Origin of the sequence: Streptomyces sp. NPDC005492 (assembly GCF_040605995.1) — a bacterium.
Classification (GTDB): Bacteria; Actinomycetota; Actinomycetes; order Streptomycetales; family Streptomycetaceae; genus Streptomyces.
The window spans coordinates 14,990-37,511 of sequence record NZ_JBEXDX010000028.1 but is presented as its reverse complement, the minus strand read 5'-3'; the positions used below and the strand labels follow the sequence as shown (position 1 = coordinate 37,511).

Annotated in this window: 26 protein-coding genes; 11 read left to right on the top strand and 15 right to left on the bottom strand. The window is 70.4% G+C overall.

Going from position 1 to position 22,522, the window contains the following annotated elements:
• Positions 1-19 precede the first annotated feature (19 nt).
• The 4 genes from ABZT04_RS30550 to ABZT04_RS30535 all read left to right on the top strand — a co-directional run bounded on the left by ABZT04_RS30550 (position 20) and on the right by ABZT04_RS30535 (position 4,250).
• The gene (locus ABZT04_RS30550; RefSeq protein WP_356060213.1) at positions 20-967 is read left to right on the top strand and encodes a sugar ABC transporter permease; all 948 of its coding nucleotides are present in this window, start codon (positions 20-22) and stop codon (positions 965-967) included.
• Complete coding sequence (locus ABZT04_RS30545; protein WP_356060212.1) at positions 964-1,791, top strand: carbohydrate ABC transporter permease; 828 nt, start codon at positions 964-966, stop codon at positions 1,789-1,791. Before ABZT04_RS30550 ends, ABZT04_RS30545 begins: the two co-directional genes overlap by 4 nt.
• Before the next feature lie 38 nt (positions 1,792-1,829).
• On the top strand, positions 1,830-3,140 hold the full coding sequence (locus ABZT04_RS30540) for an alpha-glucosidase/alpha-galactosidase (protein WP_356060211.1): 1,311 nt from the start codon (positions 1,830-1,832) through the stop codon (positions 3,138-3,140).
• A 255-nt stretch (positions 3,141-3,395) separates the two neighbouring features.
• Complete coding sequence (locus tag ABZT04_RS30535) at positions 3,396-4,250, top strand: hypothetical protein (RefSeq protein ID WP_356060210.1); 855 nt, start codon at positions 3,396-3,398, stop codon at positions 4,248-4,250.
• On the opposite strand, the gene ABZT04_RS30530 is transcribed toward ABZT04_RS30535, so the two are convergent.
• A complete protein-coding gene (locus ABZT04_RS30530) occupies positions 4,247-4,777 on the bottom strand; it encodes a flavoprotein (RefSeq protein ID WP_356060209.1) in 531 nt (176 codons plus the stop codon). The genes ABZT04_RS30535 and ABZT04_RS30530 overlap by 4 nt on opposite strands.
• Before the next feature lie 9 nt (positions 4,778-4,786).
• Complete coding sequence (locus tag ABZT04_RS30525) at positions 4,787-5,245, bottom strand: nuclear transport factor 2 family protein (protein WP_356060208.1); 459 nt, start codon at positions 5,243-5,245, stop codon at positions 4,787-4,789.
• Positions 5,246-5,343: 98 nt separating this feature from the next.
• Between ABZT04_RS30525 and ABZT04_RS30520 the strand changes: the two genes are divergently transcribed.
• Complete coding sequence (locus tag ABZT04_RS30520) at positions 5,344-5,895, top strand: helix-turn-helix domain-containing protein (RefSeq protein ID WP_356060207.1); 552 nt, start codon at positions 5,344-5,346, stop codon at positions 5,893-5,895.
• A 2-nt stretch (positions 5,896-5,897) separates the two neighbouring features.
• On the opposite strand, the gene ABZT04_RS30515 is transcribed toward ABZT04_RS30520, so the two are convergent.
• The gene (locus ABZT04_RS30515; RefSeq protein WP_356060206.1) at positions 5,898-6,572 is read right to left on the bottom strand and encodes an NAD(P)H-dependent oxidoreductase; all 675 of its coding nucleotides are present in this window, start codon (positions 6,570-6,572) and stop codon (positions 5,898-5,900) included.
• Positions 6,573-6,640: 68 nt separating this feature from the next.
• Between ABZT04_RS30515 and ABZT04_RS30510 the strand changes: the two genes are divergently transcribed.
• Positions 6,641-7,549, top strand: coding sequence for a sigma-70 family RNA polymerase sigma factor (locus ABZT04_RS30510; protein ID WP_356060205.1), 909 nt, complete (start codon positions 6,641-6,643; stop codon positions 7,547-7,549).
• Here the strand turns inward: ABZT04_RS30510 and ABZT04_RS30505 are convergent.
• The 3 genes from ABZT04_RS30505 to ABZT04_RS30495 all read right to left on the bottom strand — a co-directional run bounded on the left by ABZT04_RS30505 (position 7,524) and on the right by ABZT04_RS30495 (position 9,549).
• A complete protein-coding gene (locus ABZT04_RS30505) occupies positions 7,524-7,730 on the bottom strand; it encodes a ferredoxin (RefSeq protein ID WP_356060204.1) in 207 nt (68 codons plus the stop codon). The two genes, ABZT04_RS30510 and ABZT04_RS30505, sit on opposite strands and share 26 nt — an antisense overlap.
• Before the next feature lie 12 nt (positions 7,731-7,742).
• The gene (locus tag ABZT04_RS30500; RefSeq protein ID WP_356060203.1) at positions 7,743-8,966 is read right to left on the bottom strand and encodes a cytochrome P450; all 1,224 of its coding nucleotides are present in this window, start codon (positions 8,964-8,966) and stop codon (positions 7,743-7,745) included.
• Positions 8,967-9,108: 142 nt separating this feature from the next.
• Positions 9,109-9,549, bottom strand: a complete 441-nt coding sequence (locus tag ABZT04_RS30495; RefSeq protein ID WP_356060202.1) for a nuclear transport factor 2 family protein — start codon at positions 9,547-9,549, stop codon at positions 9,109-9,111.
• A 197-nt stretch (positions 9,550-9,746) separates the two neighbouring features.
• Between ABZT04_RS30495 and ABZT04_RS30490 the strand changes: the two genes are divergently transcribed.
• The gene (locus tag ABZT04_RS30490) at positions 9,747-10,196 is read left to right on the top strand and encodes a nitroreductase family deazaflavin-dependent oxidoreductase (RefSeq protein ID WP_356060201.1); all 450 of its coding nucleotides are present in this window, start codon (positions 9,747-9,749) and stop codon (positions 10,194-10,196) included.
• A 79-nt stretch (positions 10,197-10,275) separates the two neighbouring features.
• Here the strand turns inward: ABZT04_RS30490 and ABZT04_RS30485 are convergent, their stop codons facing one another.
• Positions 10,276-11,259 carry a cation diffusion facilitator family transporter gene (locus ABZT04_RS30485; RefSeq protein ID WP_356060200.1) on the bottom strand — a complete coding sequence of 328 codons (984 nt, stop codon included), beginning with the start codon at positions 11,257-11,259 and terminating at the stop codon, positions 10,276-10,278.
• Positions 11,260-11,363: 104 nt separating this feature from the next.
• Between ABZT04_RS30485 and ABZT04_RS30480 the strand changes: the two genes are divergently transcribed.
• The gene (locus ABZT04_RS30480; protein WP_356060199.1) at positions 11,364-11,666 is read left to right on the top strand and encodes a DUF4235 domain-containing protein; all 303 of its coding nucleotides are present in this window, start codon (positions 11,364-11,366) and stop codon (positions 11,664-11,666) included.
• A 6-nt stretch (positions 11,667-11,672) separates the two neighbouring features.
• Here the strand turns inward: ABZT04_RS30480 and ABZT04_RS30475 are convergent, their stop codons facing one another.
• From ABZT04_RS30475 to ABZT04_RS30465, 3 genes are all read right to left on the bottom strand, one after another.
• A complete protein-coding gene (locus ABZT04_RS30475; protein WP_356060198.1) occupies positions 11,673-12,065 on the bottom strand; it encodes a VOC family protein in 393 nt (130 codons plus the stop codon).
• Positions 12,066-12,221: 156 nt separating this feature from the next.
• Positions 12,222-12,686 carry a pyridoxamine 5'-phosphate oxidase family protein gene (locus ABZT04_RS30470; RefSeq protein ID WP_356060197.1) on the bottom strand — a complete coding sequence of 155 codons (465 nt, stop codon included), beginning with the start codon at positions 12,684-12,686 and terminating at the stop codon, positions 12,222-12,224.
• Between the two features lie 16 nt (positions 12,687-12,702).
• Complete coding sequence (locus ABZT04_RS30465) at positions 12,703-13,422, bottom strand: helix-turn-helix domain-containing protein (RefSeq protein WP_356060196.1); 720 nt, start codon at positions 13,420-13,422, stop codon at positions 12,703-12,705.
• Between the two features lie 133 nt (positions 13,423-13,555).
• Here ABZT04_RS30465 and ABZT04_RS30460 point away from each other — a divergent pair, with 133 nt between their 5' ends.
• The 3 genes from ABZT04_RS30460 to ABZT04_RS30450 all read left to right on the top strand — a co-directional run bounded on the left by ABZT04_RS30460 (position 13,556) and on the right by ABZT04_RS30450 (position 17,906).
• Positions 13,556-15,046 (top strand): APC family permease, encoded by a 1,491-nt coding sequence (locus tag ABZT04_RS30460; RefSeq protein WP_356060195.1) that lies wholly within the window; start codon positions 13,556-13,558, stop codon positions 15,044-15,046.
• A gap of 19 nt (positions 15,047-15,065) precedes the next feature.
• A complete protein-coding gene (locus ABZT04_RS30455; protein WP_356060194.1) occupies positions 15,066-16,697 on the top strand; it encodes an amidohydrolase in 1,632 nt (543 codons plus the stop codon).
• Between the two features lie 177 nt (positions 16,698-16,874).
• Positions 16,875-17,906 (top strand): 7-epi-alpha-eudesmol synthase, encoded by a 1,032-nt coding sequence (locus ABZT04_RS30450; RefSeq protein WP_356060193.1) that lies wholly within the window; start codon positions 16,875-16,877, stop codon positions 17,904-17,906.
• Positions 17,907-17,975: 69 nt separating this feature from the next.
• On the opposite strand, the gene ABZT04_RS30445 is transcribed toward ABZT04_RS30450, so the two are convergent.
• Genes ABZT04_RS30445 through ABZT04_RS30425 form a run of 5 tightly spaced genes read right to left on the bottom strand, consistent with a single transcriptional unit; the run spans position 17,976 to position 22,296 of the window.
• The gene (locus ABZT04_RS30445) at positions 17,976-19,229 is read right to left on the bottom strand and encodes a cytochrome P450 (protein WP_356060192.1); all 1,254 of its coding nucleotides are present in this window, start codon (positions 19,227-19,229) and stop codon (positions 17,976-17,978) included.
• Positions 19,226-19,831 carry an ATP/GTP-binding protein gene (locus ABZT04_RS30440; RefSeq protein WP_356060191.1) on the bottom strand — a complete coding sequence of 202 codons (606 nt, stop codon included), beginning with the start codon at positions 19,829-19,831 and terminating at the stop codon, positions 19,226-19,228. The genes ABZT04_RS30445 and ABZT04_RS30440 overlap by 4 nt, the downstream gene beginning before the upstream one ends.
• Entirely contained in the window at positions 19,812-20,183 is a 372-nt protein-coding gene (locus tag ABZT04_RS30435) for a DUF742 domain-containing protein (RefSeq protein ID WP_356060190.1), read from the bottom strand. The genes ABZT04_RS30440 and ABZT04_RS30435 overlap by 20 nt, the downstream gene beginning before the upstream one ends.
• The gene (locus ABZT04_RS30430) at positions 20,180-20,590 is read right to left on the bottom strand and encodes a roadblock/LC7 domain-containing protein (protein ID WP_356060189.1); all 411 of its coding nucleotides are present in this window, start codon (positions 20,588-20,590) and stop codon (positions 20,180-20,182) included. The genes ABZT04_RS30435 and ABZT04_RS30430 overlap by 4 nt, the downstream gene beginning before the upstream one ends.
• Positions 20,587-22,296, bottom strand: coding sequence for an ATP-binding protein (locus ABZT04_RS30425; RefSeq protein ID WP_356060188.1), 1,710 nt, complete (start codon positions 22,294-22,296; stop codon positions 20,587-20,589). The genes ABZT04_RS30430 and ABZT04_RS30425 overlap by 4 nt, the downstream gene beginning before the upstream one ends.
• Positions 22,297-22,522 lie beyond the last annotated feature (226 nt).

Sequence of the window (22,522 nt, the reverse complement as noted above, 5' to 3'; positions counted from 1 at the left end):
CCCCCTTCCGGGAGCCCCGATGTCCACACTGCCCCGCGCCCTCACCCTGCCGGCCCGGCCCGTCACCGCTCCGGCCGCGCGTCGCCGGGCGCGTCAAGAACGCTCCACCGCCTGGGCGTTCATCGCCCCGTCCGTCGTGGTGATCCTCGGGCTGAGCGTGGTGCCCGTCGTCTGGTCGCTGCTGCTGTCGTTCCGCGCCGACGACCTGGTCACGCCCGGCCGCTGGGTCGGCCTCGACAACTACCGGGCCCTCGCCCGGGACCCCAACTTCCGTACGGCGGTGGGAAACACGCTGCTGTACGCGGCGCTGTACGTACCGCTCAGCCTGGTCGGCGGACTCGCGCTGGCCCTGGCGCTCAACCGGCGGATCCGGCTCATCGGCCTGTACCGCACGCTGGTGTTCATCCCGTTCGTGGTGTCGGCGACCGCGCAGGGCGTGCTGTTCTCGTTCATCCTCGACCCGGAGTTCGGCGTCGCCAACGCGCTGCTGCACCATCTCGGTATCTCCGCGCAGGGGTTCCTCGCCGACCCGGACCAGGCGCTGTATCTGCTGGTGCTGATCTCGCTGTGGAGCGGGGTCGGCTTCTGTGTCGTCGTCTATCTGGCCGCGCTCCAGGACGTGCCGCCCGAACTCGTCGAGGCGGCCCGCATCGACGGCGCGGGCCGGGCCCAGGTGCTGCGCCATGTGACGCTGCCCGCGCTCACGCCGGTGACGGTGTTCCTGCTGCTGTGGCAGTTCATCACCTCGCTCCAGGTCTTCGACCTGATCTATGTGACGACCAAGGGCGGTCCGCTCGGTTCGACCACGGTGATCGTCTACTTCGTCTGGCAGCAGGCCTTCCAGATGTTCACCGCGGGCTACGGCGCCGCCTCCGCGTACGTCCTCGCGCTGGCGCTGCTGGTCGCGGGCGGTGCGCTGCGGGTCGTACGGCGGCGGCAGGGCCGTACGGAAGGAGGGGCGCGATGATTGCGCGCCGTGCTCGGCGGGTGAGTGCGTGGCATCTGGTGCTGGCGCCGCTGGCGTTGTGCTTCGCGTTGCCGTTCGTGTGGCTGCTGCTCAGCTCGGTGATGTCGAACGCGGAGATCAACCGGTTCCCACCCGCCTTGTGGCCCAAGGGAGTTGACCTGGGCGGCTACCGGTATGTGCTGGGCAACGCGATGTTCCCGCGCTGGTTCGCCAACTCGCTGATCGTGGCCTCGGTGGCGGTCGTGTCGAATCTGCTGTTCGGGTCGCTGGGCGGGTACGCGTTCGCGCGGATGCGGTTCGCCGGGTCGCGGCTACTGCTGGGGCTGATGCTGGCGACGATGGTCGTGCCGTTCCAGCTCACGATGATCCCGACGTTCCTCGTGATGAAGTGGCTCGGGCTGATCGACACGCTGGGCGCGCTGATCCTGCCCTCTCTGGTGACGCCGTTCGCGGTGTTCCTGTTCCGGCAGTTCTTCCTCGCGCTGCCGAGGGAGATGGAGGAAGCGGCCTGGATCGACGGGTGTTCGCGGCTGCGCGTGCTGTTCTCCATCGTGATGCCGCTGGCCCGGCCGGCGCTGGCCACGGTCGCCGTACTGACGTTCCTGTCGACGTGGAACGACCTGTCGTGGCCACTGATCGCGATCAACCACGACTCCCGCTACACCCTCCAGTTGGGCCTGACGACCTTTCAGGGGCAGCATCACACCCAGTGGTCGGCGGTGATGGCGGGCAACGTCGTCACGGTGGTGCCGGTGCTGGTCGCGTTCCTGCTGGCGCAGAAGACCTTCATCCAGTCGCTCACGTCCAGCGGGCTCAAGGGATGAGCCACGCACGGTACTTGACCCACTCTCGGAGGAGCCCGATGACCGACGTCAGGATCGCCTTCGTGGGCGCCGGCAGTGTGGTGTTCACGCAGGGCCTGCTGGCCGACCTGTTCTCCTACCCCGAACTCGCCCATGCCCGGATCGCGTTGCACGACATCGACCCGGAGCGGCTGGCGACGGCGGAGGGCGCGGCCCGGCACATCGCCGAAGTACGCGGCGCCAAACCGGAGATCACCGCGCACCTCGACCGCCGGGCCGCCCTGGCGGACGCCGACTTCGTCATCAACATCGTCCAGGTCGGCATGAACGAGGCCACCCGCACGGACTTCGCGATCCCGGCCCGCTACGGACTGCGCCAGACGATCGGCGACACCCTGGGCATCGGTGGCGTCTTCCGCGCGCTGCGCACGTTCCCGGTGCTGAAGGCGCTGGCGGAGGACATGTCTCAACTCTGCCCGGACGCCCACCTGTTGAACTACACCAACCCGATGGCGATGAACCTGCTCTACCTGAGCCGGATCGCACCCGCCCTCAAGGCGACCGGCCTGTGCCACTCGGTGTACTGGACGATGCACGACCTCGCCCGGCTCGTGGGCGTTCCCTTCGAGGAGGTCTCGTATCTGGCCGCCGGTGTCAACCACCAGGCGTGGGTGCTGCGTTTCGAGCGATCGGGGCGGAGCCTCTACCCGCTGCTGGACGAGACGATCGCCCGCGATCCCGGACTGCTGCGCCGGGTCCGCGTGGACATGTACCGCCGACTCGGCCACTACCCCACCGAGACCAGCGAGCACTCCGCCGAGTACGTGCCCTGGTATCTCCACCACACCGAGGAGATCGAGCGGCTACGGCTCCCGGTCGGCGCGTACCTGGAGATCATCGAGGAGAATACGGCGAGCTACGAACGCACCCGCGAGGCTCTGGCCCTGGGAGCCCCGCTCCCGGTGGAAGGCACACTGGAATACGCCCCGCAGATCGTCCACAGCATCGTCACCGGCACACCCCGCACGATCTACGGCAACGTCCCCAACTTGGGCCTGATCGACAACCTCCCGCCCGACTCGATCGTCGAAGTCCCTTGCCTGGTCGATGCTTTGGGCGTCCAACCGACCCGGATCGGCACCTTGCCACCGCAGTGCGCGGCCCTCAACAGCGCGTACGTCTCCGTCACCGACCTGGTGGTACGCGCGGCCACGGACGGCGACCCACGCCACATCCGCCACGCGGCGATGACCGACCCGGCGACGGCGGCAGCGCTGCCGGTGGAGCGGATCTGGGACCTGTGCGACGACCTCGTACGGGCGCATGGGGAGCTGTTGCAACCGGAGCTGCGGGTGCGGCTGGGGCACTGACGGGCGTGCGGAGGAGGGATGCCCGCCCTGGCCGCCGGACGAGGTCGACGCTGCGCGCTTACCGGCACCGGCGTCCTCTGGCCGCCGGGCACGGAACAGAGCCGGGAGCAACGCCACGCCGCTCCCCGACATCTGGCGTTGGTGTGACCTTCCCCCGCCGACCGGCGTGGGAGCGGTCAGGCGGCTGTCCGGGTCCCGCATTCTCGGCGCAGGCGACCGGCGTCCGGCCGGTCGTGGCCGTTCGGGAGGAACGCGGTGCCGAGACGTTCGACCAGCCTGAGGATCCTGATGGGGGCGGCCGTGCTGCCGCTGGCCCTGGTGTCGCCCGCGTGGGGCGGTACGGACCCTGCGCCGCCCGCGCCCGAGCCGCCGTCGACCCTGTGCGCGATGGCGGGCGTCCTGCACGGGGATCATGGGCAGCGGGCCGCCGTCAGCCTGTGTGCGGGCACCGGCACTCCCACCATGGCGGTGTCCGCTCCCGCGACCTGCCGGCGGCACTCGGCGGTCGTCCGGTTCGCGTGCCGGACCTCGGGCACCTGGACCGCGCGGCGCGCCGGCGAGACGGTCGCGTCCGGCACGCTGCCCGGGTCGGGCCAGTATCCGGGCCCGGGGACGTACGACTTCACGGCCACCGTGCGCGTCCGCTCCGCGCCCGAGGGAGTGGATGTGCAGGGCACGGTCCACGCCACGCTGACCCTGACCGCGCCCAAGCCGAAGGCGACGCACGGAATCGAGGTCGACCGAAGCGCGCTGCGGCCCAACGCGGTGACGACCCTGAGGTACACGGTGCGGCGCGACAGCGACGAGGGTGACGGCAGCGCGCGGTTCGGGCTGATCGCGGAGGAGGGAACGGGGGCGGAGCTGACCACCTCCGACACCCGCTGCGTCAATCCGCTGGTCGGCCGCTACCCCTCGCGGGTCCGGCTGCCGCACGCCCTGGACTGCGCGCTCACCGATCTCCAGCCGGGACACCCGGACACCGTGGTGGTTCGGGTCTCCCTCAAGTCCCGTTGTTCCACGGTGGTTTCGAAGCTGGGCTACTGGATGCCCCAGGGACAGACGCTCTACACCGGGGGGATGCTGGCGGGTCCGACGGTGGGCTGCTCCTAGAGCAGGTCGAGTCCCCGCTCCCAGCCGAACTCCGGTCGGACACCGTCCTCCTGGACCTCGCCAGAGTACGGCTCCCCGAATCGGACGCCCATCCCGCGCAGCCGCAGCAGACTCGCTCGGTAGGCGGGATGGGCCGCCAACGCCTCGCCCACACACGGGAGTACGGCGGTCGGGACGCCGAGGCCGTACGCCTCGCAGAGGGTGCCGAGCGCGAGAGTGTCCGCCGTACCGGCCGCCCATTTGTTGATCGTGTTGAAGGTGGCGGGCGCGACGAGCACGGCGTCCGGGGGCGGGAACGGGCGGGGATCGCCAGGGGTGCGCCACGCCGAACGTATCGGGCGGCCCGTCTGTGCCTCGACGGCGGCCGTGTCGAAGAAGCCGCCCATCGCGACCGGGGTCGCGATGACCCCGACCTCCCAGCCCCGCTCCTGCGCGGCGGTGATCAGCTTCGTGACGTCCGCGGCGATACCGGCGGCGCAGACGACGACGTAGAGGAAGGCCTTCGGCTTCGAGTCCTGTTCGGTCACCCTGGGAGCCTACTGAAGCGGGAACGACCGCCCGCGCTCCGCTTCGGGCCGCGTCCCGAACACGCGCCGCTCCTTCTCCTCGATGGCCAGGTCGTTGATGCTGGCCTCGCGCCGGGTCATCAGCCCGTGCTCGTCGAACTCCCACAACTCGTTGCCGTACGACCGCCACCACTGACCCTCGGCGTCCCGGCACTCGTACTGGAAGCGGACCGCGATGCGGTTGCCTTCGAAGGCCCACAGGTCCTTGCGCAGCGCGTACTCGTGCTCGCGTGCCCACTTCGCGGTGAGGAACTCGACGATCTCGACGCGGCCGCTGACGAAGGTGTCGCGGTTGCGCCAGACGGAGTCCTCCGAGTACGCGAGGGCCACTCGCTGCGGGTCGCGGGTGTTCCAGGCGTCCTCGGCGGCCTGGACCTTCTGCGCGGCGGTCTCGCGGGTGAAGGGCGGGAGGGGAGGTCGGTCGGCCATGGTCGTCTCCAGAGCGGCGAGGGGCGGAGAACGTACGTTCTCGCGGTGACTGCTAACGTAGAGAACGCACGTTCTCAGGTCAAGGAGGGGTCGGTTCGATGGACAGCGCGATCGCCCGTGAGCAGGCGCTGGACGCCGCCGAGACGCTCTTCTACGCCCGGGGCGTCCAGGCCGTCGGCATGGACGCGGTCCGCACCGCGTCCGGGCTGTCGCTGAAGCGGCTCTACCAACTCTTCCCCGCCAAGGAGCAGTTGGTGGAGGCCTATCTTGAACGGCGCGATGTGCGCTGGCGCGGACGCCTCGCCGAGTACGTCGAGCGGCGCGATGATCCGCTGGAGCGAATTCCCGCCGTCTTCGACTGGCTGGAGAAGTGGTTCGGCGAGGCGGACTTCCGTGGGTGCGCGTGGATCAACTCCTACGGCGAGCTGGGCGCGTCCTCGGAGCGTGTGGCGGCCCAAGTGCGGGCGCACAAGCGGGCGTTCGGCGAGTATCTCGCCGGTCTCGTGGCGGACGCGGGGCTGCCCGCCGTACTGGCCGGGCAGCTCTTCCTGCTGGCCGAGGGTGCCATGGTCACGGCGGGCATCACCGGGAGCGCCAAGCCGGCGGCACAGGCGCGCGAGGCGGCCCGGTCGCTGCTGCGGGCCCGCTGAGTTCAGGCGGCGGCGAGCGCCGTGAGCGCGGCGCGGGCCCGGGTGAGGGAGACCGCCGCCAGGTGCTCCAGGCCTGCCAGTTGGGGCAGGACGTCGACCCGGGTCAGCTCGGCGGCGACGAGGTGGAGGTTCTCCGGTGGCACTCCGAGATTCCCGAAGTAGGCCTTCAGATAAGGCGTTTGGAAGTCGAAGTGTTCACGCGGGGTGCCGGGGCCGTATCCGCCGCCGCGCGCCATGACGACGACCACGCGGGTGTCGCGCAGCAGGGTCTCGCCGGTGTCCGGGTCGGTGAGCGCGCCGGGGAAGGTGACGCGGTCGATCCAGGCCTTCAGGGTCGCGGGGATCGAGAAGTTGTACATCGGGACACCGAGCAACAGCGTGTCGGCGGCGAGCAGTTCGGCGATGTACGGGTGGGTCAGGTCCCACTCGTACCGCTCGGCGGCGGTCTCGATCAGCGCGGGAACCTTGGCCGGCGGGACAAAGCCCTCGCGTTCCACGCGGCGGCCGAGGGTGGTGTAGGCGGGGGTGATCGGCTCCACCGGCTCTGCGGACAGATCACGGTGCCGGTGGTCGGCCGTGCGGTGCGCGGTGTGCCAGGTGCGTACGAAGGTCTCGGTGAGTTGCCTGGTCACGGAGTCGGCGGTCGTGTCGGCGCTGGAGTCGATGTGCAGCAGCATGGTGGGGTCACCTCGGTCGGTCCGGGTTCGTCGGAGAGGTGACGGAGCACGACGAGGAAAGGTGACCCATGCGGCGGCACGACGAGTTGGCGGAGCGGTTCGAGGAGCGGCGCGGGCAGTTGCGGGCGGTCGCCTACCGGATGCTGGGCTCGGTCGCCGAGGCGGAGGACGCGGTCCAGGAGGCCTGGCTGCGGCTGAGCCGCGCGGGCGGCGACGACATCGACAACCTGGCCGCCTGGCTGACGACGGTCGTCTCCCGTATCTGCCTGGACATGCTGCGCTCGCGCGCGTCCCGTCGCGAGGATCCCTACGGCGACGACGCGCCCGAGGCGAGCGCCGGTGTGCTGCCCGAGGACGAGGCGGTGCTCGCCGACTCGGTGGGGCTCGCGCTGCTGGTGGTACTGGACACGCTGGGTCCGGCCGAGCGGGTCGCGTTCGTGCTGCACGATCTGTTCGCGGTGCCGTTCGACCGGATCGCGGCGATCCTGGACCGGTCCCGGCCCGCCGCGAAGAAGCTCGCCAGCCGGGCGAGGCAGAAGGTGCGGGGCACGCCAGTGGTGCCGGACGCCGAACTGGACCGGCACCGCGAGGTCGTCGAGGCGTTCCTGGCCGCCGCGCGCGGCGGTGACCTCGGCGCGCTGCTCGACGTACTCGCGCCCGACGTGGTCCGCCGCGCCGAACCGGCCGCGTTGCCGCCCGGGGTGCCGGCCGTGTTGCGGGGGGCCCGGGCGGTCGCGGAGGGGACGGTACTGCTGCGGGACCGGACCCGGTTCGCGGCCGTGGCCCTCGTCGACGGGGACGCAGGCATCGTGGTCGCTCCGGGTGGACGGCTGCTGCTCGCCCTGCGGGTGACGGCGGAGGGCGGGCAGGTCAGCGCGTACGAGGTGATCGCGGATCAGGAGCGGCTGCGGGAGACCGAGGTGGGTGTGCTGAATGCGGCCGGTCGACCGCTCAGCCCACTGTGTCGGACACCGTGATGGCGCTCACCGGGCAGGCCCGGGCCGCCTCCCTCAGCATGGGGTCGTCTCCCCCGTCCTCCCTTCCGGGAAGCACCGTGCTGTAGCCGTCGTCGTCCTGGGTGAAGACGCGCGGGGCGGCCAGGGCACACTGGCCCGCCCCGATGCAGACGTCCTTGTCGATGTGGATTTCGGTGTGCATGGAGCGCAGCCTCTACCAGGTCACGGGGAGTTCCAGCATCCCCTGGATCGTGTCGCCGGGCTTGAAGGGGATCTCCTCCGCCGGAGCGGCCAGGCGCAGCGTCGGCAGGCGGTCGAAGAGGCTGTGCAGGGCGATCTCCAGCTCGGCGCGGGCCAGGTTCTGGCCGAGGCACTGGTGGATGCCGAAGCCGAACGAGACGTGGTGGCGGGTGGGCCGGTGCCAGTCCAGGGTGTCCGGGGCGGTGTAGACGCCCTCGTCGCGATTGATGACGGCGGTCGAGAAGAGCACGCCCTCGCCGGCCCGGATGGTCCTGCCGTCCACCTCGATGTCCTCGGCGGCGAGCCGCATCAGCCCGTCCACGATGGAGAGCGACCGCATGAGTTCCTCGACCGCGTCCGGCAACAGGCTTGGATCGGCGCGGAGTTCGGCCAGCCGCTCGGGATGACGCAGCAGGGTGAAGGTGCCCAGGGAGATCATGTTGGCGGTCGTCTCATGGCCCGCGACGAGGAGGATGACCGCGAGGGAGAGCAACTCGGTGCGGTCCAGGGCCCCTTCGCGCAGTTGCTCCCGGACGAGATCGTCGAGCAGCCCCTCACCCGGATCCCGCTGCTTTCGGTCGATCAACTCGCCGAGGTACAGGTCCAGTTGATCACGCGCGTCCTGGCTGTCCTCGGGCTTCGGGCCGCGCAGCAGCCGCCGGGACTGGGCCTCGAAGAACTCGTGGTCGGCGTACGGGACACCGAGCAGCGCGCAGATCACCATCGACGGTACGGGCAGCGCGAACGCGGACACCAGGTCGGCGGGCGACCCCTGGGCGATCATCGCGTCGAGCCGTCCGTCGACGATCCGCTGGATACCGGGCCGCATCGCGGTGGCGCGCTTGACGGTGAAGCCGGGGATCATCATGCGCCGCTGGGTGCGGTGCTTGGGGTCGTCCTCACCGAGCAGGGCGACTCGCCGGTTCCGGACCACGTTGAACCGTTCGTTGATCACGGGGAAATCGGGATGCGTACGGTCCGTCGACAGGCGCTGGTCGGCCAGCAGCGCGCGGGCGACGGCATGTCCGGTGACGATCCATGCCGTACGGCCGTCGTAGAGCGTGACGCGGGTCAGCGGGCGGTCGGCGCGCAGGGGGTCGTAGCCGGTGGGCGGGTGGTAGGGGCAGGTGCGGTCCTGCGGGAAGGCGACGGGTTCGGTTCGGTCCTTCGGTTCGGTCAGATCCGTCAGATCCGTCATGGAAGACCTCGCAGACGAAGAGTGCGTCTTGCCGATCTTCATTAGATGCCCGAGGCACCTATGGAGCCACCTTAAGTTCGGCCAGATCGGTGGCACCTACAATCTGGCTGAAGCTGATGGTCCGGTTCGCTCGATCCCAAGATCACAGCGCGCTCGATTCGACCGCGAAGGCCCGGGCCACGGCGAGGCTGTCCTCGTACACATGGTGACGGACGATCAGTCCGTCCCGGACGGTGAGGTGGAGGGCGAACCTGGCCCGATAAGGCCGTCCGGTGGACCTCGCAGTCAGCCGGATCTCGCCGAACAGCACCGCGTCCTCGCCGTCGACCAAAATGCGCTCGATCTCCGTGTCCGCCTCTTCGGGCACATGGTGGGCGGCGAGGTTCCGATAGTGGTCGGCCGCGTCGGCGCGGGTGGCACGGTGCCGGATCCACGGGGTGGCGGTGCGGCCGTGTTCGTCCTGTGGCCAGTTCAGTTTCCAGTCGGCGTGCTCGGCGTACAGCTCCGCGATGCGCTCGGGCTCGGCGTGCCCGATTCGGTACAGCAGGTCCTCCACGACATCGCGGGTGGTCTGGGACGACATGCGGGTGCCCTTTCTCGGCCGGTGGTCGTGCGGGGTACCGACTGTGCCGGAGGGGCCGTTCCGGTGCGATTACCTCCGAGGTCATCACCCGGTGGAGGGGCATGGCCGAACAGTGTCGCGGTAAGGATGAATCACGCAGCGACCGGTGTTGAATCCCGGTGCCAGACAGTCGAAGAACGCGAGATGGGACGGATGCCATGCCTCTTGAGGGTGAGTACGAACCCAGCCCGGCGCAGTGGGTGCGCGATCAGGTGGAGCTGTACGAGAGTTCCGGCGGCACCAAGGGGACGACGTTGATGGACACGGGGTTGCCCGTCATCCTGCTGACGACCGTAGGTGCCAAGAGCGGGAAGATCCGCAAGACCCCGCTGATGCGGGTCGAGCACGACGGACGCTACGCCGTGGTCGCCTCGCAGGGCGGCGCGCCCAAGCATCCGGTGTGGTACTTCAACGTCCAGGCCGATCCCCGGGTCGAGCTTCAGGACGGGCCGCGGAAGTGGGACATGACGGCCCGTGAGGTGACCGGCCAGGAGAAGGCCGAGTGGTGGGAGCGGGCGGTCGCCGCGTATCCGCCGTACGCCGAGTACCAGGAGAAGACGGACCGGGAGATCCCCCTGTTCGTCCTCGAACCGGCCGACGGTAGCTGATCGTCCCACCCCGTTCCCGGGCGCGGAAAAGATTCCGGTTCCGGGACGCATGGACCGGTGCCCGTCGGGCACCCGATGTTCAGGCCCCGCCGCGCTCCCCCGTCGCGGCGGGGCTTTCTCCTGCCTCCCGCGCCGGCCGGTCGGTGATGTCCAGGAAGATCTCGCCGGCCTCGGACACCGCCCGGGCGAGCGACCGCTTGATGCGGACCGAGACCTCCTCGACCCGCTCGCTGTCCATGCCGGGCACCAGGTCGATCCGGGCGGCGACCATCGCCGAGTCGAGCCCCATCCGCATCGTGAACAGCGCTTCCACGCTGTCGATTTCGGGCTCCGCCGCCAGCAGGGAGCGGATCCGGTCGCTCAGTTCCGGGTCGACGGCCTCGCCGATGAGCTGGTCGCGGGCGTCGCGGCCCAGGCGGTAGGCGACGTAGCCGAGCAGCACGCCGATCGCGAGCGAGGCGGAGGCCTCCCACACCACCTGCCCGGTGATCATGTGGAGCGCCATGCCGATGATGGCGAGGGTCACGCCGAGCACGGCGGTGCCGTCCTCGGCGACGACGGTACGCAGCGCGGGGTCGCGCAGGGCATCCTTGCCGCCGCCCTGGGCGCGGACCTGGAGCAGGGCACGCAGCAGCGAGATTCCCTCCGTGACCAGGGCCACGACGAGCACGATCAGACCCACCACATAGCCGGTGGATGTCTCCTCCGCGCCGTTGCGCAGGGCCTCGACGCCCTGGAACACGGAGAAGCAGGCGCCCATCACGAAGATTCCGACGGCCGCGAGCAGGGACCAGAAGAACCGCTCCTTGCCGTATCCGAAGGGGTGCTTCTGGTCGGCGGGGCGGCTGCTGCGGCGCAGCGCGGCGAGGAGGAAGACCTCGTTGAGGCTGTCGGCCACCGAGTGCGCGGCTTCCGACAGCAGGGCCGGCGATCCCGCGATCACACCACCTACGGCCTTGGCGGCCGCGATCACCAGGTTGGCGGCGAGTGCGACGAGGACGGTGACGCGGGTCTTCCGGTCGGTGCTGCCGTCGGATGCGTGGTCGGAGGCTGTGTCGCTCATTCTCGCCGAATGCCCCTGAGGGTGCCGCTCACACCCCCTACCGAAGCCTCGGTTTCGATGACACCGTCGGAGTTCCGACCGCTCGCCGGCAGAAGGAGACCCCCGTGGCCAGGAACAAGAAGAAGAAACTCCCCCTCGTCTACAAGCCAGTCGGCATCGTCCTGGGCCTGGCGAGCGGCGCCCTCGCCGGGCGCACCTTCCGTGCCACATGGAAGGCGATACGGCATGAGGACAACGCCCCCGACCCGCTGGACCGGGACCGCGGCTGGGCCGAGATCCTGCTCGCCGCCGCGCTCCAGGGCGCCCTGTTCGCGGTGGCGCGCAGCGCGGCGGACCGCACGGGTGCGAAGGCCATCGAGCGCTCGACCGGGATCTGGCCCGCGCAGGACAAGGGCGGCCGGGAGTGATCCGGCTCAGCCCTGTTCGGTCGCCGCGGGCGGCACCGGCCGGAGGGTGAAGGAGTGGCCGGCCGGGTCCGCGTACACCCGCTCCTCGTACGGGCCCGGCATGTCCTTGGTCTCCAGCGGACGCCCGCCGAGGCCGACTATCCGGCGCTCCGCCTCGTCCAGGTTCTCCACCAGGAAGTCGAGGTGGACCTGCTGGTTGTTCTCCGCGCGGGGCCAGCTCGGCGGGGTGGCACTGACGTCCCGACGGAACGCCAGCCGCGTCCCGTCGGCACCCCTGATCTCCACCTGGTCGAGTGTGATGTCCGTCTGTTCGCCGTCGAGCAACTCCGTGTAGAACACGGCGAGTTTCTCCGGCTCGATCGCGTCGAGCACCACGAAACTTGCGTTCACGAGTGCCATGGGTCAGTCCTCCGAGGGTTCGTGCGCGCAAGGATCGAGTCCGGTGCCACGCACCCAACGGATATCCCCGTTCGGCGAGTTGATGCCGAAGCCGGGCTCCGATCGACGAACGTTCAACGGACTTCGCCCCACGTTCCCCGTCCAAGGAGAACGGGATCAGTCGGCCACCAGCCACTCCCCGTCGCGCATCAGGTCGCGCCCCTTGAGCTCGTTGGCCTCCCGCCAAGCCTGCACCCGCTGCGGAAGAACCCTGAAGTAGCTGTAGGGCGTGGCCAGTTGACGCGGATCGAAGCCGGTCTTCGAGGCGAAGATCTCGGCGTCCTCCTCGGGCAGATCGGCGGCCGTCAGCATCGTGACGGTGCCCTCGACCATCACGAGGTCCCGGGTCGGACCGATGCCGATCCGCGCGACGCCGGTCGCGGCGAGGTTGCGGCCCGTCGGGCTCGCGGCCGGGGTGGCGAACAACAGGGTGGAGCCGTCCCACACGAACGACAGCGGCACGAGATAGGGCGCTCCCCCGTCCTCGCCGGCCGTGGCGACCCAGGCGTCCTCGTCATGCTCCAGCCGACGGAGGGTGTCCTGCTTGCGCTGCTTCGCGGTGCGTGCGGGCTCTTGAGTCATGGCCCCAGTCTGCCGCTCAGCCCTCCTCCGCCGCGCGGATCTCGGCGAGCCGCGCCGCCGCCGCGCTGAGCAGCAGGTCCAGGGCCGCCGGGTAGGAGCTGTGCCGCATGGTGGCCACGAGATGACGCGCCGTGGCCGCGATGTGCGGGTGGGTGTCGGCGGGCAGCCGGGCGTACATCGCCTGCCATACGGCGGCCTCCGCCTCGCGGGCGGGCTTCGGCAGCACGGTGTTCGCGGAGTCGAGGGCGCCGAAGGCGAGGGCCTGGTCGACGTAGGCGTGATAGATCCGCACCGCCTCGGCATCAGGGAAACCGGCCCCGCGCAGCACCCCGAGGATCGTCTCCACGGCCTGGATCTCGTGCTCCCGTCCGGTCACCCGGTACGAGCTGAGCACCGCTGCCGCCGGGTGCGCGAGCGCTCCGGCGTGCATGCGCAGCCCCAGGTCCCGCAGGTCGGCCCGCCAGTCGCCGGTGGGGCGCCAGGTGCGCAGGGTGCGGCCGATCAGTTCGTCGGCGACGGCCAGCATCAGGTCGTCGGTGTGCCGGAAGTAGCGGTACAGGGAGCTGGGGTCGGCGCCGAGGGCCCGGCCGAGTCGGCGTACGGAGAGGGCGTCGGCGCCGTGTTCCTCGATCAGTCTGAGGGCGGTCTCGACGATCAGTTCCTCGGACAGCACGACGCCCTGCTTGGTGGGGCGTCGGCGCCGCCGGTCGGCGGCCGGGACGACACGGTCGCTCATACGGCACCTCCTCGCTGCTCGGTCCGGGTGTCCGCACCTTATGACAACACCGTTGACCTGTTAAGGGCCCGGGCAGTTTCATGTGCCTTCACCGGGGCCGTCCGGGCCCCCCGGTGCGAGCGGAGAGCACGCCATGATCGACACGCCACCCCCGTCGGGGCCCGCACTGCGCAAGACCCTCGGTCTGCTGGACGGCGTCGCGATCGCCGCGTCCAGCACGGCCGCGACCACCAGCATCGGCATCGGTCTGGGCGTGACCGCCGGGGTGGTCGGGCTGCATCTGCCGGCCATCATGCTGCTCGCGTTCCTGCCGATCCTGGGCATAGCGGGCGCCTACTCCCGGCTCAACAAGGTCGAGCCGAACGCGGGCAACGGCTATGTGTGGGTGGGCCGTTCGCTCACTCCGTGGCTCGGCTTCCTGGTCGGCTGGGTGAACATCGTCGCGACGATCGCCTTCCTCGCGTACACCACGGCGGTCACCGGCTCGGCCATGATCCAGCTCGCCGGGGAGGCCGGACTCCACCGGCTCGCCGGGCTCGCCCTCGACCCGGGCTCGACGGCCCAGACCACCGCCGTGGGCATCGTGGTCCTGGTCGCCGTCACCCTGACCGCCGTCACCGGCGTCCGCACCGCCGCCCGCCTCCAGACCGGACTGCTGATCTTCGAGTACGTCGTCCTGCTGGGCTTCTGCGGCTACGGCATCGTCACCGGCCCGCACGCCTTCAGCCTGAGCTGGTTCGACCCCTTCGCGATCCCCTCGGCGTCCGCCCTCGCGCAGGGCCTGCTGCTGTCGGTGTTCTGCTACTGGGGCTTCGAGGCCGCGTTCACCGTGAACGAGGAGGTGCGCGACCCGCGCGACGCCTCCCGGGCCGGGCTGATCACCCTGGTGACGATGCTGGGGCTGTTCCTGCTCGGCTCGATCGCCTTCCAACGGGTGCTGTCCGAGGGCGAGTTGGCTGGCCACGGCGCCGAGGGCCTGGCGTACTTCGGCGACCGGCTCGCCTCTCAGCCGCTGGCCGCGCTGCCGCTGGTCGCGCTGATGTTCTCGGCGGTCGCCTCACTCCAGGCCGGTGTCATCCCCACCGCCCGAGGCATGTTCGCGATGAGCCGGGACCGCACCCTCGGGCCGGTCTGGTCCAAAGTCAGCTCCCGCTACGGCACTCCGGCGGCCGGCACCCTGCTGATCGGCGCGCTGGCGGCGGCCGTCGCCGCGCTGGCGCTGGTGATCCCGCGCCTCGCCGACATGATCATGGCCACGGTGAACGCGGTGGGCATCGTCGTCGCCCTCTCCTACGCGCTGACCGCCCTTGCCGCCGCCGTGCGGTTCCGCTCGCTGCTGCGGGAGGACTGGCGGCAGGGCGTGCGCGCGGTGGTGCTGCCCACGCTGAGCGCGCTGGCCCTGCTGGGGCTCGGTGGCTACCTCTGCTGGTCCTTCTACACCTCCACCGACCACCTCGAACTCAGCGCGGACAACGGCTGGTTCCTGCTGCTCACCCCGGTCGCGATGATCGTGTCGGGTTTCGTGGCCGCCGCCTGGGCGAAGTGGGTACGCGGGTCGTCCTACTTCCAGTCCGGGGAAGGCACCGACGCCGACGCCCCCCATCTGCTCGCCACCTCCGGCTGAACCCCCAAGGAAACGGATCATGCACGCAGATCTCCTCTTCACCAACGGCCCCGTTCTCACCCCCGAGGGCCGCACGGCGACCGCCGTGGCCGTCACCGGCGACCGCATCACCGCCGTAGGACATGACGAGGTGCACGACCTCGCCGGGCCGGGTACCCAAGTCGTCGATCTGGCGGGGCGGTTGCTGTTGCCCGGGTTCCAGGACGCGCATGTGCATCCGGTGCCTGCGGGGCTGGAGCTGACCCAGTGCGATCTGACGCGGGCGAAGACCGCCGAGGACACGCTCGCCGCCGTGCGCGCCTATGCGGACGCGCATCCGGAGCGGGAGTGGATCACCGGGGGCGGGTGGTCGATGGAGGCGTTCGAGGGCGGTACGCCGACGAAGGAGCTGCTGGATTCGGTCGTGCCGGACCGGCCGGTGTATCTGCCCAACCGGGACCATCATGGGGCCTGGGTGAACAGCCGTGCCCTGGAACTCGCGGGCATCTCGCGGGACACGCCCGATCCGGCGGACGGGCGGATCGAGCGGGACGCGTCGGGTGAACCGTCCGGGACGCTCCAGGAGGGGGCGATGCAGCTGGTCGGCCGGCTCACGCCGCCCACCACCCCGGCCGACCGGCTGGCCGCACTGCTGCACGCCCAGCGGCATCTGCACGCGCTCGGCATCACGGCCTGGCAGGACGCGATCGTCGGGAAGTTCGCGGGGATGGCTGATCCGTCGGACGCGTATCTGACGGCGGCCCGCGACGGCTCGCTCACCGCACGGGTGGTCGGCGCGCTGTGGTGGGACCGGGAGCGCGGGGCCGAGCAGATCCCCGAACTCGTCGAGCGGCGGGCCGCGTTGAGCCACGGCAGGTTCCGCGCGGGCAGTGTGAAGCTGATGCTGGACGGGGTCGCCGAGACCGGTACCGCCTCCCTGCTGGACCCCTATCTCGACAAGTGCGGCTGCGCCACGGCCAATCGGGGCACCGACTTCATCGACCCGGAGCAACTGCCCAAGTACGTCACCGAGTTGGACGCTCTCGGCTTCCAGTGCCACTTCCACGCGCTGGGCGACCGGGCCGTACGGAACGCGCTGGACGCGGTCGAGGCGGCGCGGGAAGTGAACGGCCCCAGCGACTCCCGGCCGCATCTGGCGCACCTTCAGGTGGTGCACCCCGACGACGTGGCGCGGTTCGCTCGGCTCGGTGCGGTCGCGAACATCCAGCCGCTGTGGGCCGCGCACGAACCGCAGATGGACGAGCTGACGATTCCCTTCCTCGGACCCCAACGCGCCTTGTGGCAGTACCCGTTCGGGGCGCTGCTGCGCTCCGGTGCCACCCTCGCGGCGGGGAGCGACTGGCCGGTCAGCAGTCCCGATCCGCTCCAGGGCATCCATGTCGCGGTCAACCGGGTCGAACCCGGAAGCGCCGGGCCGGTGTTCCTGCCCGGCGAGCGGCTCGGGCTCGCGGAGGCAATCACGGCGTACACGGCGGGTTCGGCGTACGCGAACCATCTGGACGACACCGGCCGGGTGGCGGCGGGGGCGTTGGCGGATCTGGTGGTCCTGGACCGCGACCCGTTCGCCAATCCGCCGGAGGAGATCGCGGAGACGAGGGTGGCTCTGACCTATGTGGGAGGGGTGGGAGTGTACGCAGCTCAGGAGGCGTGAGCAGTAACGGAGATCACGACCGGGGCACCGCGTAGATCATTTACGCTCTGGGCAGCCTCGTACCGCTTCTCGGTTCAACTTTCGTACCAGGAAGCGTAGTTCGAGGTCGCGGGCGGTCGTACGGACCGCCCGCTCGCAGTGGGGGACTCCCGTGTTCCGTCTCCCGAAAGGAAGCGCATGCCTCAGGACGTCACCTTCGATCTCCCCTTCGACACTCCCGTCAGCGATCATCTGGAGTACGCCCGAGCCCGCCATCTGCGCTGGATCTGGGACATGGGTCTGGTGCGCAGCCAGGCCGGGTTCGAGGAGTACCGGTCGTGGGATCTCCCGCAGGCGGCGGCCCGCACCTATCCGCACGCGTCGGCCGCCGACATGGTCGTCCTGATGAACTGGTTCTCGCTGGCGTTCCTCTTCGACGACCAGTTCGACGCGAACCGGCCCGACCGCGCCGACCGGATCCTGGAGGTCGCACGGGAGTTGATCGTGACGCCGTTGCGTCCGGCGGGCAGCAGGCCGCGGGTGGTCTGCCCGATCACCGTGGCCTGGGCCCAGGTGTGGGACCACCTCTCGGACGGCATGTCCCTGACCTGGCGGACCCGGTTCGCGGCGTCCTGGGGACGGTTCCTGGTGGCGCACTGCGAGGAGGTCGACCTGGCGGCCCGGGGTATCGCCGGCACGCTGGACCTCGACGAGTACACGGAGTTCCGGCGCCGTACGGTCGGCATCCACCACAGCATCGACGCCGGGGAACGCAGCAGCGGCTTCGAGGTGCCGGCCCAGGTACAGGCGCATCCGCTGATGGAACGCATGCGTGATCTCGCCGCCGACACCATCGGCTTCATGAACGACATCCACTCCTTCGAGCGCGAGCGGCGCCGGGGCGACGGCCACAACCTGATAGCCGTGCTCCACCGCGAACGCGGCTGCTCCTGGGAGGAGGCGGCCGGGGAGGCGTACCGGATGACGAACGCGTGCCTCACCGAGTACCTCGGACTGGAGGCCCAAGTCCCTCACATGTGCGACGAGTTGGGGCTGGACGAGGACGAACGGATCCGGGTGCGGAAAGGCGTCGAGGCCATCCAGCACTGGATCAACGGCAACTACGAGTGGGCGCTGGTGTCGGGCCGTTACGCGGCGGGGAAAGAAGGCCCGGCGGTCACCGCGGAGTTGGCGGGCAAGGGGTCGGTGGACGACCTGCTGGCCGTCTGACCCCGCGTGGCCGCCGGCGGCGGCCACGCCCTTCAGGGTGCGCGGCCGGCCCCCGCGCACCCGTTGCCGTCACACCGCGAACTCGACCGGCAGACAGTCCAGTCGGGACTCCCACGTGGACGCCGTGGACGTCAGTTCCTCCGCCGCTACGGCGAGTCGCAGCCCCGGCAACCGATGCAGCAGCACATCCACGCCGACCTCGATGATCGCCTGCCCGATTCCCTGCCCAGGGCACTCGTGCGGCCCCGAACTGAACGCCAGATGCGACTGGTTGCCCTGCATGGACACCTCCGCGTCGGGCCGGATCTCCGGATCGACGTTGCCCGCGGTCAGGCCGAGGACGAGCAGATCGCCCTCCTCGACACGGTGGCCGCCGAGTTCGAGATCCGCCGAGGCGAAGCGGCCCGGCAGCACGGCCAGCGGCGGGGTGTCCCACATGACCTCCTCGACGACGGCCGAGATGGTCAACTGACCGCTGACCAGGCCGGACAGCCGCGAGGTGTCGGTGAGGATCCGCTCCAGCACCCGCGCCAGCAGATTGCTGGTGGTGGTGTGCGCGGCGATCAGCACCAGCCGCAGATGCATCACGACCTCTTCCGCGTCGAGTCCCGCGGGGTGCCCGATGAGCGCGGTGGTGAAGTCGGAGCCGGGCTCGGCCCTTTTACGGTCGGCGAGTTCACCGAGGATCTCGATGATGCGGTCGTTGTGCAGGAGGGCGTCCTCGCCGCCCTTGAGGACCTGCGCGCTGGATTCGACGAGCCGGTTCCCGTCCGCCGCGGGGAGCCCCAGGACGCGGGTGAGGACGAGCATCGGGAGGTACTCGGCGTACTCCGCCACCAGGTCGGCGCGGCCGGTGCCGACGAACGCGTCGATCTGCTTGTTCGCGAAGTAGGTGGCGTGCCGCCGGACGCCGCGGCCGGACGCGGCGAGCAGTCCGTCGGTCACCGCGCCGCGCAGCCTGCGGTGCGGCTCGCCGTCCTGCGAGACGCAGTCGGGACGCCAGCCGACCATCGGGATCAACGGCGAGGTCTCCGAGACCCGGCCCTCCCGCCAGTCCCGCCACATCCGCGCGTCCCGGGTGAACTGGCGGGGGCTGTCCAGCACCCGCCGGTTGTCGCGGTAGCCGAGCACCAGCCAGGCGGGCACGTCGCCTTCGAGCAACACCGGTGCCACGGAGCCGTGTTCCTTGCGCAGCCGCTCGTAGATGCCCCTCGGGTCGGTCGCCGCCTCCGGCCCGTACAGCCGGGTGAGGTCCTCGCCCGAGCCGTGGTCGACCGGGCAGCCGCGCGGGGCGTCGGGGCCGTTTAACGTCTGGTCGTTCATCGGGGCTCCAGTGCGACGGCCGAGCGGTCCTTCAGGTGCCGTATCAGCGCGACCAGTACGTCACGGCTGGAGGAGCGGTCACGGGCGTCGCAGGCCACGACCGGGATGTCCGGGGCGATGTCCAGGGCGTCGCGGATCTCGTCGACCGGGAACCGCGGGGAGTCGGGGAAGACGTTCAGCGCGATGACGAACGGCACCTCCTGCCGCTCCATCTCCTCGATCGCCCGGAAACTGGAGGCGAGCCGGCGGGTGTCCACCAGGACCACCGCGCCGAGCGCGCCCTTGAACAGCCCGTTCCACAGGAACCAGAACCGCTCCTGGCCGGGCGTCCCGAACAGGTAGAGGACCAGTTCGTCGTTGATGCCGATCTTGCCGAAGTCCAGGCTGACGGTGGTCTGCGTCTTGTCGGCCACCCCGATGAGGTGGTCGACGTCGGCGCTCGCCTCGGTGAGGGTCTCCTCGGTGGTGAGCGGCTTGATGTCGCTGACCGAGCGGACCATCGTGGTCTTCCCGGTGCCGAAGCCGCCGGCGATCATCACCTTCACCGAGCGAACACCGTCACCGGCCGCCGAGCCGGGTCGGTCAAAGCCTTTGAAGTCCACTGAGTACCTCCTCAAGCAGCGCGAGGTCGGGCCCGCGGCCGGCGCCGTGCGCCGGGATGGGGTCACGGGCTTCGACGCGGTCCGCCTCCAGCAGATCCGCCAGCAGCACCGCGAGAATGTTGAAGGGGAGCCCGAGATGGGCGCCGAGTTCGGCCACCGACAGCGGCTCGCGGCAGCGCCGGAGGATCTCCTCGTGCTCGTGCTGTATGCCCGGTACGGGTGCGGTGCGGGAGACGATGAGGGTCGCCACGTCGAGGCTCGACGCCGAACCGCCCGGTCCGCTGCGTCCTCGGGTGAGGACGTAGTAGCGCTCAAGGCCGGACGGGTCAGTGGGCCGGCGGGGAGCACTCATCCAGAGTGATCCTCCAGGCGGGCGGTGGTGCCGAGGAGTTCGCCCATCCTGCGGGCCAGGTCCCGCATCTGGTGTCCGAGCAGGCCCTGGTCGAGGCCTTCGCGGGCCAGTACGCCGAGATAGGTCTCCACACCCGCGCGGACGACGAAGAGATGGCCGCCGTCGACCTCGATCATCGCCAGCCTCAACTGCCCCGCGTACTTGGGGAATTGCTCGGCGACCGGCTGGGCCAGCGCCTGCAGTCCGGCCACGACGGCGGCGAAGCGGTCCACGTCGTCGGGGTCCTCCGCACCGAAGGAGGTGATCGCCTTGCCGTCGCTGGAGGCCACCAGGGCGAAGCGGATCTCCGGGATGCTCTCCACCAGATCGCGGAGCGCCCAGCTCACGTCGGTTCCCTGCTGCGTCATGTGGACTTGTCGCTCTCTTCAGTGCTGTGCTCGGTGGACTCACGGCCCGCGGACGCCGATTCCTCCGCCGCGGTCTCCCGTCCGGCGGTGGCGAAGGCGGCCAGGCCGGTGAAGGAGGCGTCGGGCGGGACGACGGAGACGGCCATCTCCCCCGTCCGCCCGGCCGGCCCGGACCGCGCCGTCTCGCCGCGTTTGCTACGGCGCCTGGGCAGCCCGCCGGGTGTGGTGTCCTCCGCCGGAACGGTTTCGGCCGGGGTCTCGGCGCCGGTCCGCACACGTGTCATCGCGGCGGTCGCGGCAGCCTGGAACGACGGGGTGCCGGTCACGGCGGCCGGAGGCAGTTGGCTGAAGTACTTGTGCGGGACCACGACGACGACCGAGGTGCCGAGCCAGGGCGAGTCGGCGAAGGTGACGCGGATGCCGTAGCGGCGGGCGAGGGTGCCGACGACACGGAGACCGATGCTGGCGTCCTCCGAGATACCGCCGAGCCCGGATCCGCCGCCGGTACCCGCCAGGGCGTGTTCGGCCTCGCGCTTGGACTCCTCGCTCAGGCCCTTGCCGGAGTCCTGGATCTCGATGCCGACGCCGTTGGGCACCTCCTTGCCGGAGACGATCACCGGCTCGGTGGGCGGGGAGTAGCGGGCCGCGTTGTCCAGGAGGTGGGCGAAGATCAGCGTGAGGTGGTCCACCAGCCCGCCGTCGACGCCGAGTTCGGGCAACTGGCGTACGTCGACCCGCTGGAAGTCCTTGATACGGCCGATGCCACCGCGCACCACGCTGAGCAGCCGCTGCGGCTCCTGCCACTGCCGGCCGGGGCGGTCCGAGCCGCCGAGCACACCGACGCTCGCGGCGAGACAGTCGGCAGGGCCGATCTCCTGGTCCAGCTCCATCAGACCGCGCGCCACGGCGGGCAACCGCCCGTGCTCGCCCTGGAGTTCGTGCAGGCGGCCGCGGAGCTTGCCGGTCAGTACGTGGATACGGTTGCCGATGCTGATGACGGCCTGCTCGGCTGCGGTGGAGCGGTTGAACTCCTCCTCCACGCCGATGAGCGAGATCCGCAGCACCTTGCGGAGTTCGGCCTGCAACTCGGCGCTGACCTTCGCGCACTGGTTCGCGACCGGCAGCAGGTCGTCGATGGCGTCACCCGCGCGCAACTGCCTGAGCGCTTCCGGGAGTTGCTCGTCGGCGAGCCGGGCCACCGCGCCGAGCTGGTGGGCGAGCCGCTCCTGCCACACCTCGGCCTGGTCGGCGAGCCGGCTCTCGTAGGACTCGGACTGCGCGGTCAGCCGCTCCTCGTACGCCCTTGCCTGCTCGGTGAGTTGTGCCTCGTAGGCGTCGCGACGGTCGGCGAGCTGGGCGTCGTAGGCGCCGGCGTGCTCGGCCAACTGCGCCTCCAGGGTGGCGCGTTCGGCGCTGAACTTCCGCTCCAGGCCGGTCACATGCTGCTGCCACTGCTGGGAGTGCTCGGCCTGCGCGGTGCGGAAACCGCTTTCGGAACGGCGCAGTTGAGCCTGGGTCCGGACAAGCAGTCGTACGCACACGGCACTGGCCGCGGTCGCCGCCGCTCCGGCGACGCTTTCGCTTATTCGCTCCGGGCTCAGACACGTGGCGGCGACGGTTCCACCTCCTAAGGCCAGCGGCATCAGCCACCAGCCGTACCAGGCGCCAGGGGCCCGCGCCGCCGGTGGCGGAGTGGCGAGTTCCATCTGCATCCTTCGAAGCGACACGAACGAACAGGGGTGTGCGAGGACAGACCGCACTCAGGAGGACGACCGCGAGCCGACCGGTCACGATCAGGTCAACTCGCTGCGCCGCAGGGGAGCTTATCGGGTTTGAACCGTAAAAGATCAACCTCACGGCCCTGCGGAAGTGAGGGTTCCGTCACTCTCCGGAAAGTCTGAACATGGACATGTGTCCAGCTATAGTGGACAC

Excerpts from the sequence above, each read along its gene's own strand:
- ABZT04_RS30545 (WP_356060212.1), top strand. The coding sequence starts at position 964 with ATGATTGCGCGCCGTGCTCGGCGGGTGAGTGCGTGGCATCTGGTGCTG.
- ABZT04_RS30425 (WP_356060188.1), bottom strand. The coding sequence starts at position 22,296 with ATGGAACTCGCCACTCCGCCACCGGCGGCGCGGGCCCCTGGCGCCTGG.
- ABZT04_RS30495 (WP_356060202.1), bottom strand. The coding sequence starts at position 9,549 with ATGTCGTCCCAGACCACCCGCGATGTCGTGGAGGACCTGCTGTACCGA.
- ABZT04_RS30520 (WP_356060207.1), top strand. The coding sequence starts at position 5,344 with ATGGACAGCGCGATCGCCCGTGAGCAGGCGCTGGACGCCGCCGAGACG.
- ABZT04_RS30540 (WP_356060211.1), top strand. The coding sequence starts at position 1,830 with ATGACCGACGTCAGGATCGCCTTCGTGGGCGCCGGCAGTGTGGTGTTC.
- ABZT04_RS30525 (WP_356060208.1), bottom strand. The coding sequence starts at position 5,245 with ATGGCCGACCGACCTCCCCTCCCGCCCTTCACCCGCGAGACCGCCGCG.
- ABZT04_RS30460 (WP_356060195.1), top strand. The coding sequence starts at position 13,556 with ATGATCGACACGCCACCCCCGTCGGGGCCCGCACTGCGCAAGACCCTC.
- ABZT04_RS30465 (WP_356060196.1), bottom strand. The coding sequence starts at position 13,422 with ATGAGCGACCGTGTCGTCCCGGCCGCCGACCGGCGGCGCCGACGCCCC.
- ABZT04_RS30550 (WP_356060213.1), top strand. The coding sequence starts at position 20 with ATGTCCACACTGCCCCGCGCCCTCACCCTGCCGGCCCGGCCCGTCACC.
- ABZT04_RS30430 (WP_356060189.1), bottom strand. The coding sequence starts at position 20,590 with ATGACGCAGCAGGGAACCGACGTGAGCTGGGCGCTCCGCGATCTGGTG.
- ABZT04_RS30445 (WP_356060192.1), bottom strand. The coding sequence starts at position 19,229 with ATGAACGACCAGACGTTAAACGGCCCCGACGCCCCGCGCGGCTGCCCG.
- ABZT04_RS30450 (WP_356060193.1), top strand. The coding sequence starts at position 16,875 with ATGCCTCAGGACGTCACCTTCGATCTCCCCTTCGACACTCCCGTCAGC.
- ABZT04_RS30455 (WP_356060194.1), top strand. The coding sequence starts at position 15,066 with ATGCACGCAGATCTCCTCTTCACCAACGGCCCCGTTCTCACCCCCGAG.
- ABZT04_RS30500 (WP_356060203.1), bottom strand. The coding sequence starts at position 8,966 with ATGACGGATCTGACGGATCTGACCGAACCGAAGGACCGAACCGAACCC.
- ABZT04_RS30435 (WP_356060190.1), bottom strand. The coding sequence starts at position 20,183 with ATGAGTGCTCCCCGCCGGCCCACTGACCCGTCCGGCCTTGAGCGCTAC.
- ABZT04_RS30490 (WP_356060201.1), top strand. The coding sequence starts at position 9,747 with ATGCCTCTTGAGGGTGAGTACGAACCCAGCCCGGCGCAGTGGGTGCGC.
- ABZT04_RS30505 (WP_356060204.1), bottom strand. The coding sequence starts at position 7,730 with ATGCACACCGAAATCCACATCGACAAGGACGTCTGCATCGGGGCGGGC.
- ABZT04_RS30470 (WP_356060197.1), bottom strand. The coding sequence starts at position 12,686 with ATGACTCAAGAGCCCGCACGCACCGCGAAGCAGCGCAAGCAGGACACC.
- ABZT04_RS30510 (WP_356060205.1), top strand. The coding sequence starts at position 6,641 with ATGCGGCGGCACGACGAGTTGGCGGAGCGGTTCGAGGAGCGGCGCGGG.
- ABZT04_RS30475 (WP_356060198.1), bottom strand. The coding sequence starts at position 12,065 with ATGGCACTCGTGAACGCAAGTTTCGTGGTGCTCGACGCGATCGAGCCG.
- ABZT04_RS30515 (WP_356060206.1), bottom strand. The coding sequence starts at position 6,572 with ATGCTGCTGCACATCGACTCCAGCGCCGACACGACCGCCGACTCCGTG.
- ABZT04_RS30485 (WP_356060200.1), bottom strand. The coding sequence starts at position 11,259 with ATGAGCGACACAGCCTCCGACCACGCATCCGACGGCAGCACCGACCGG.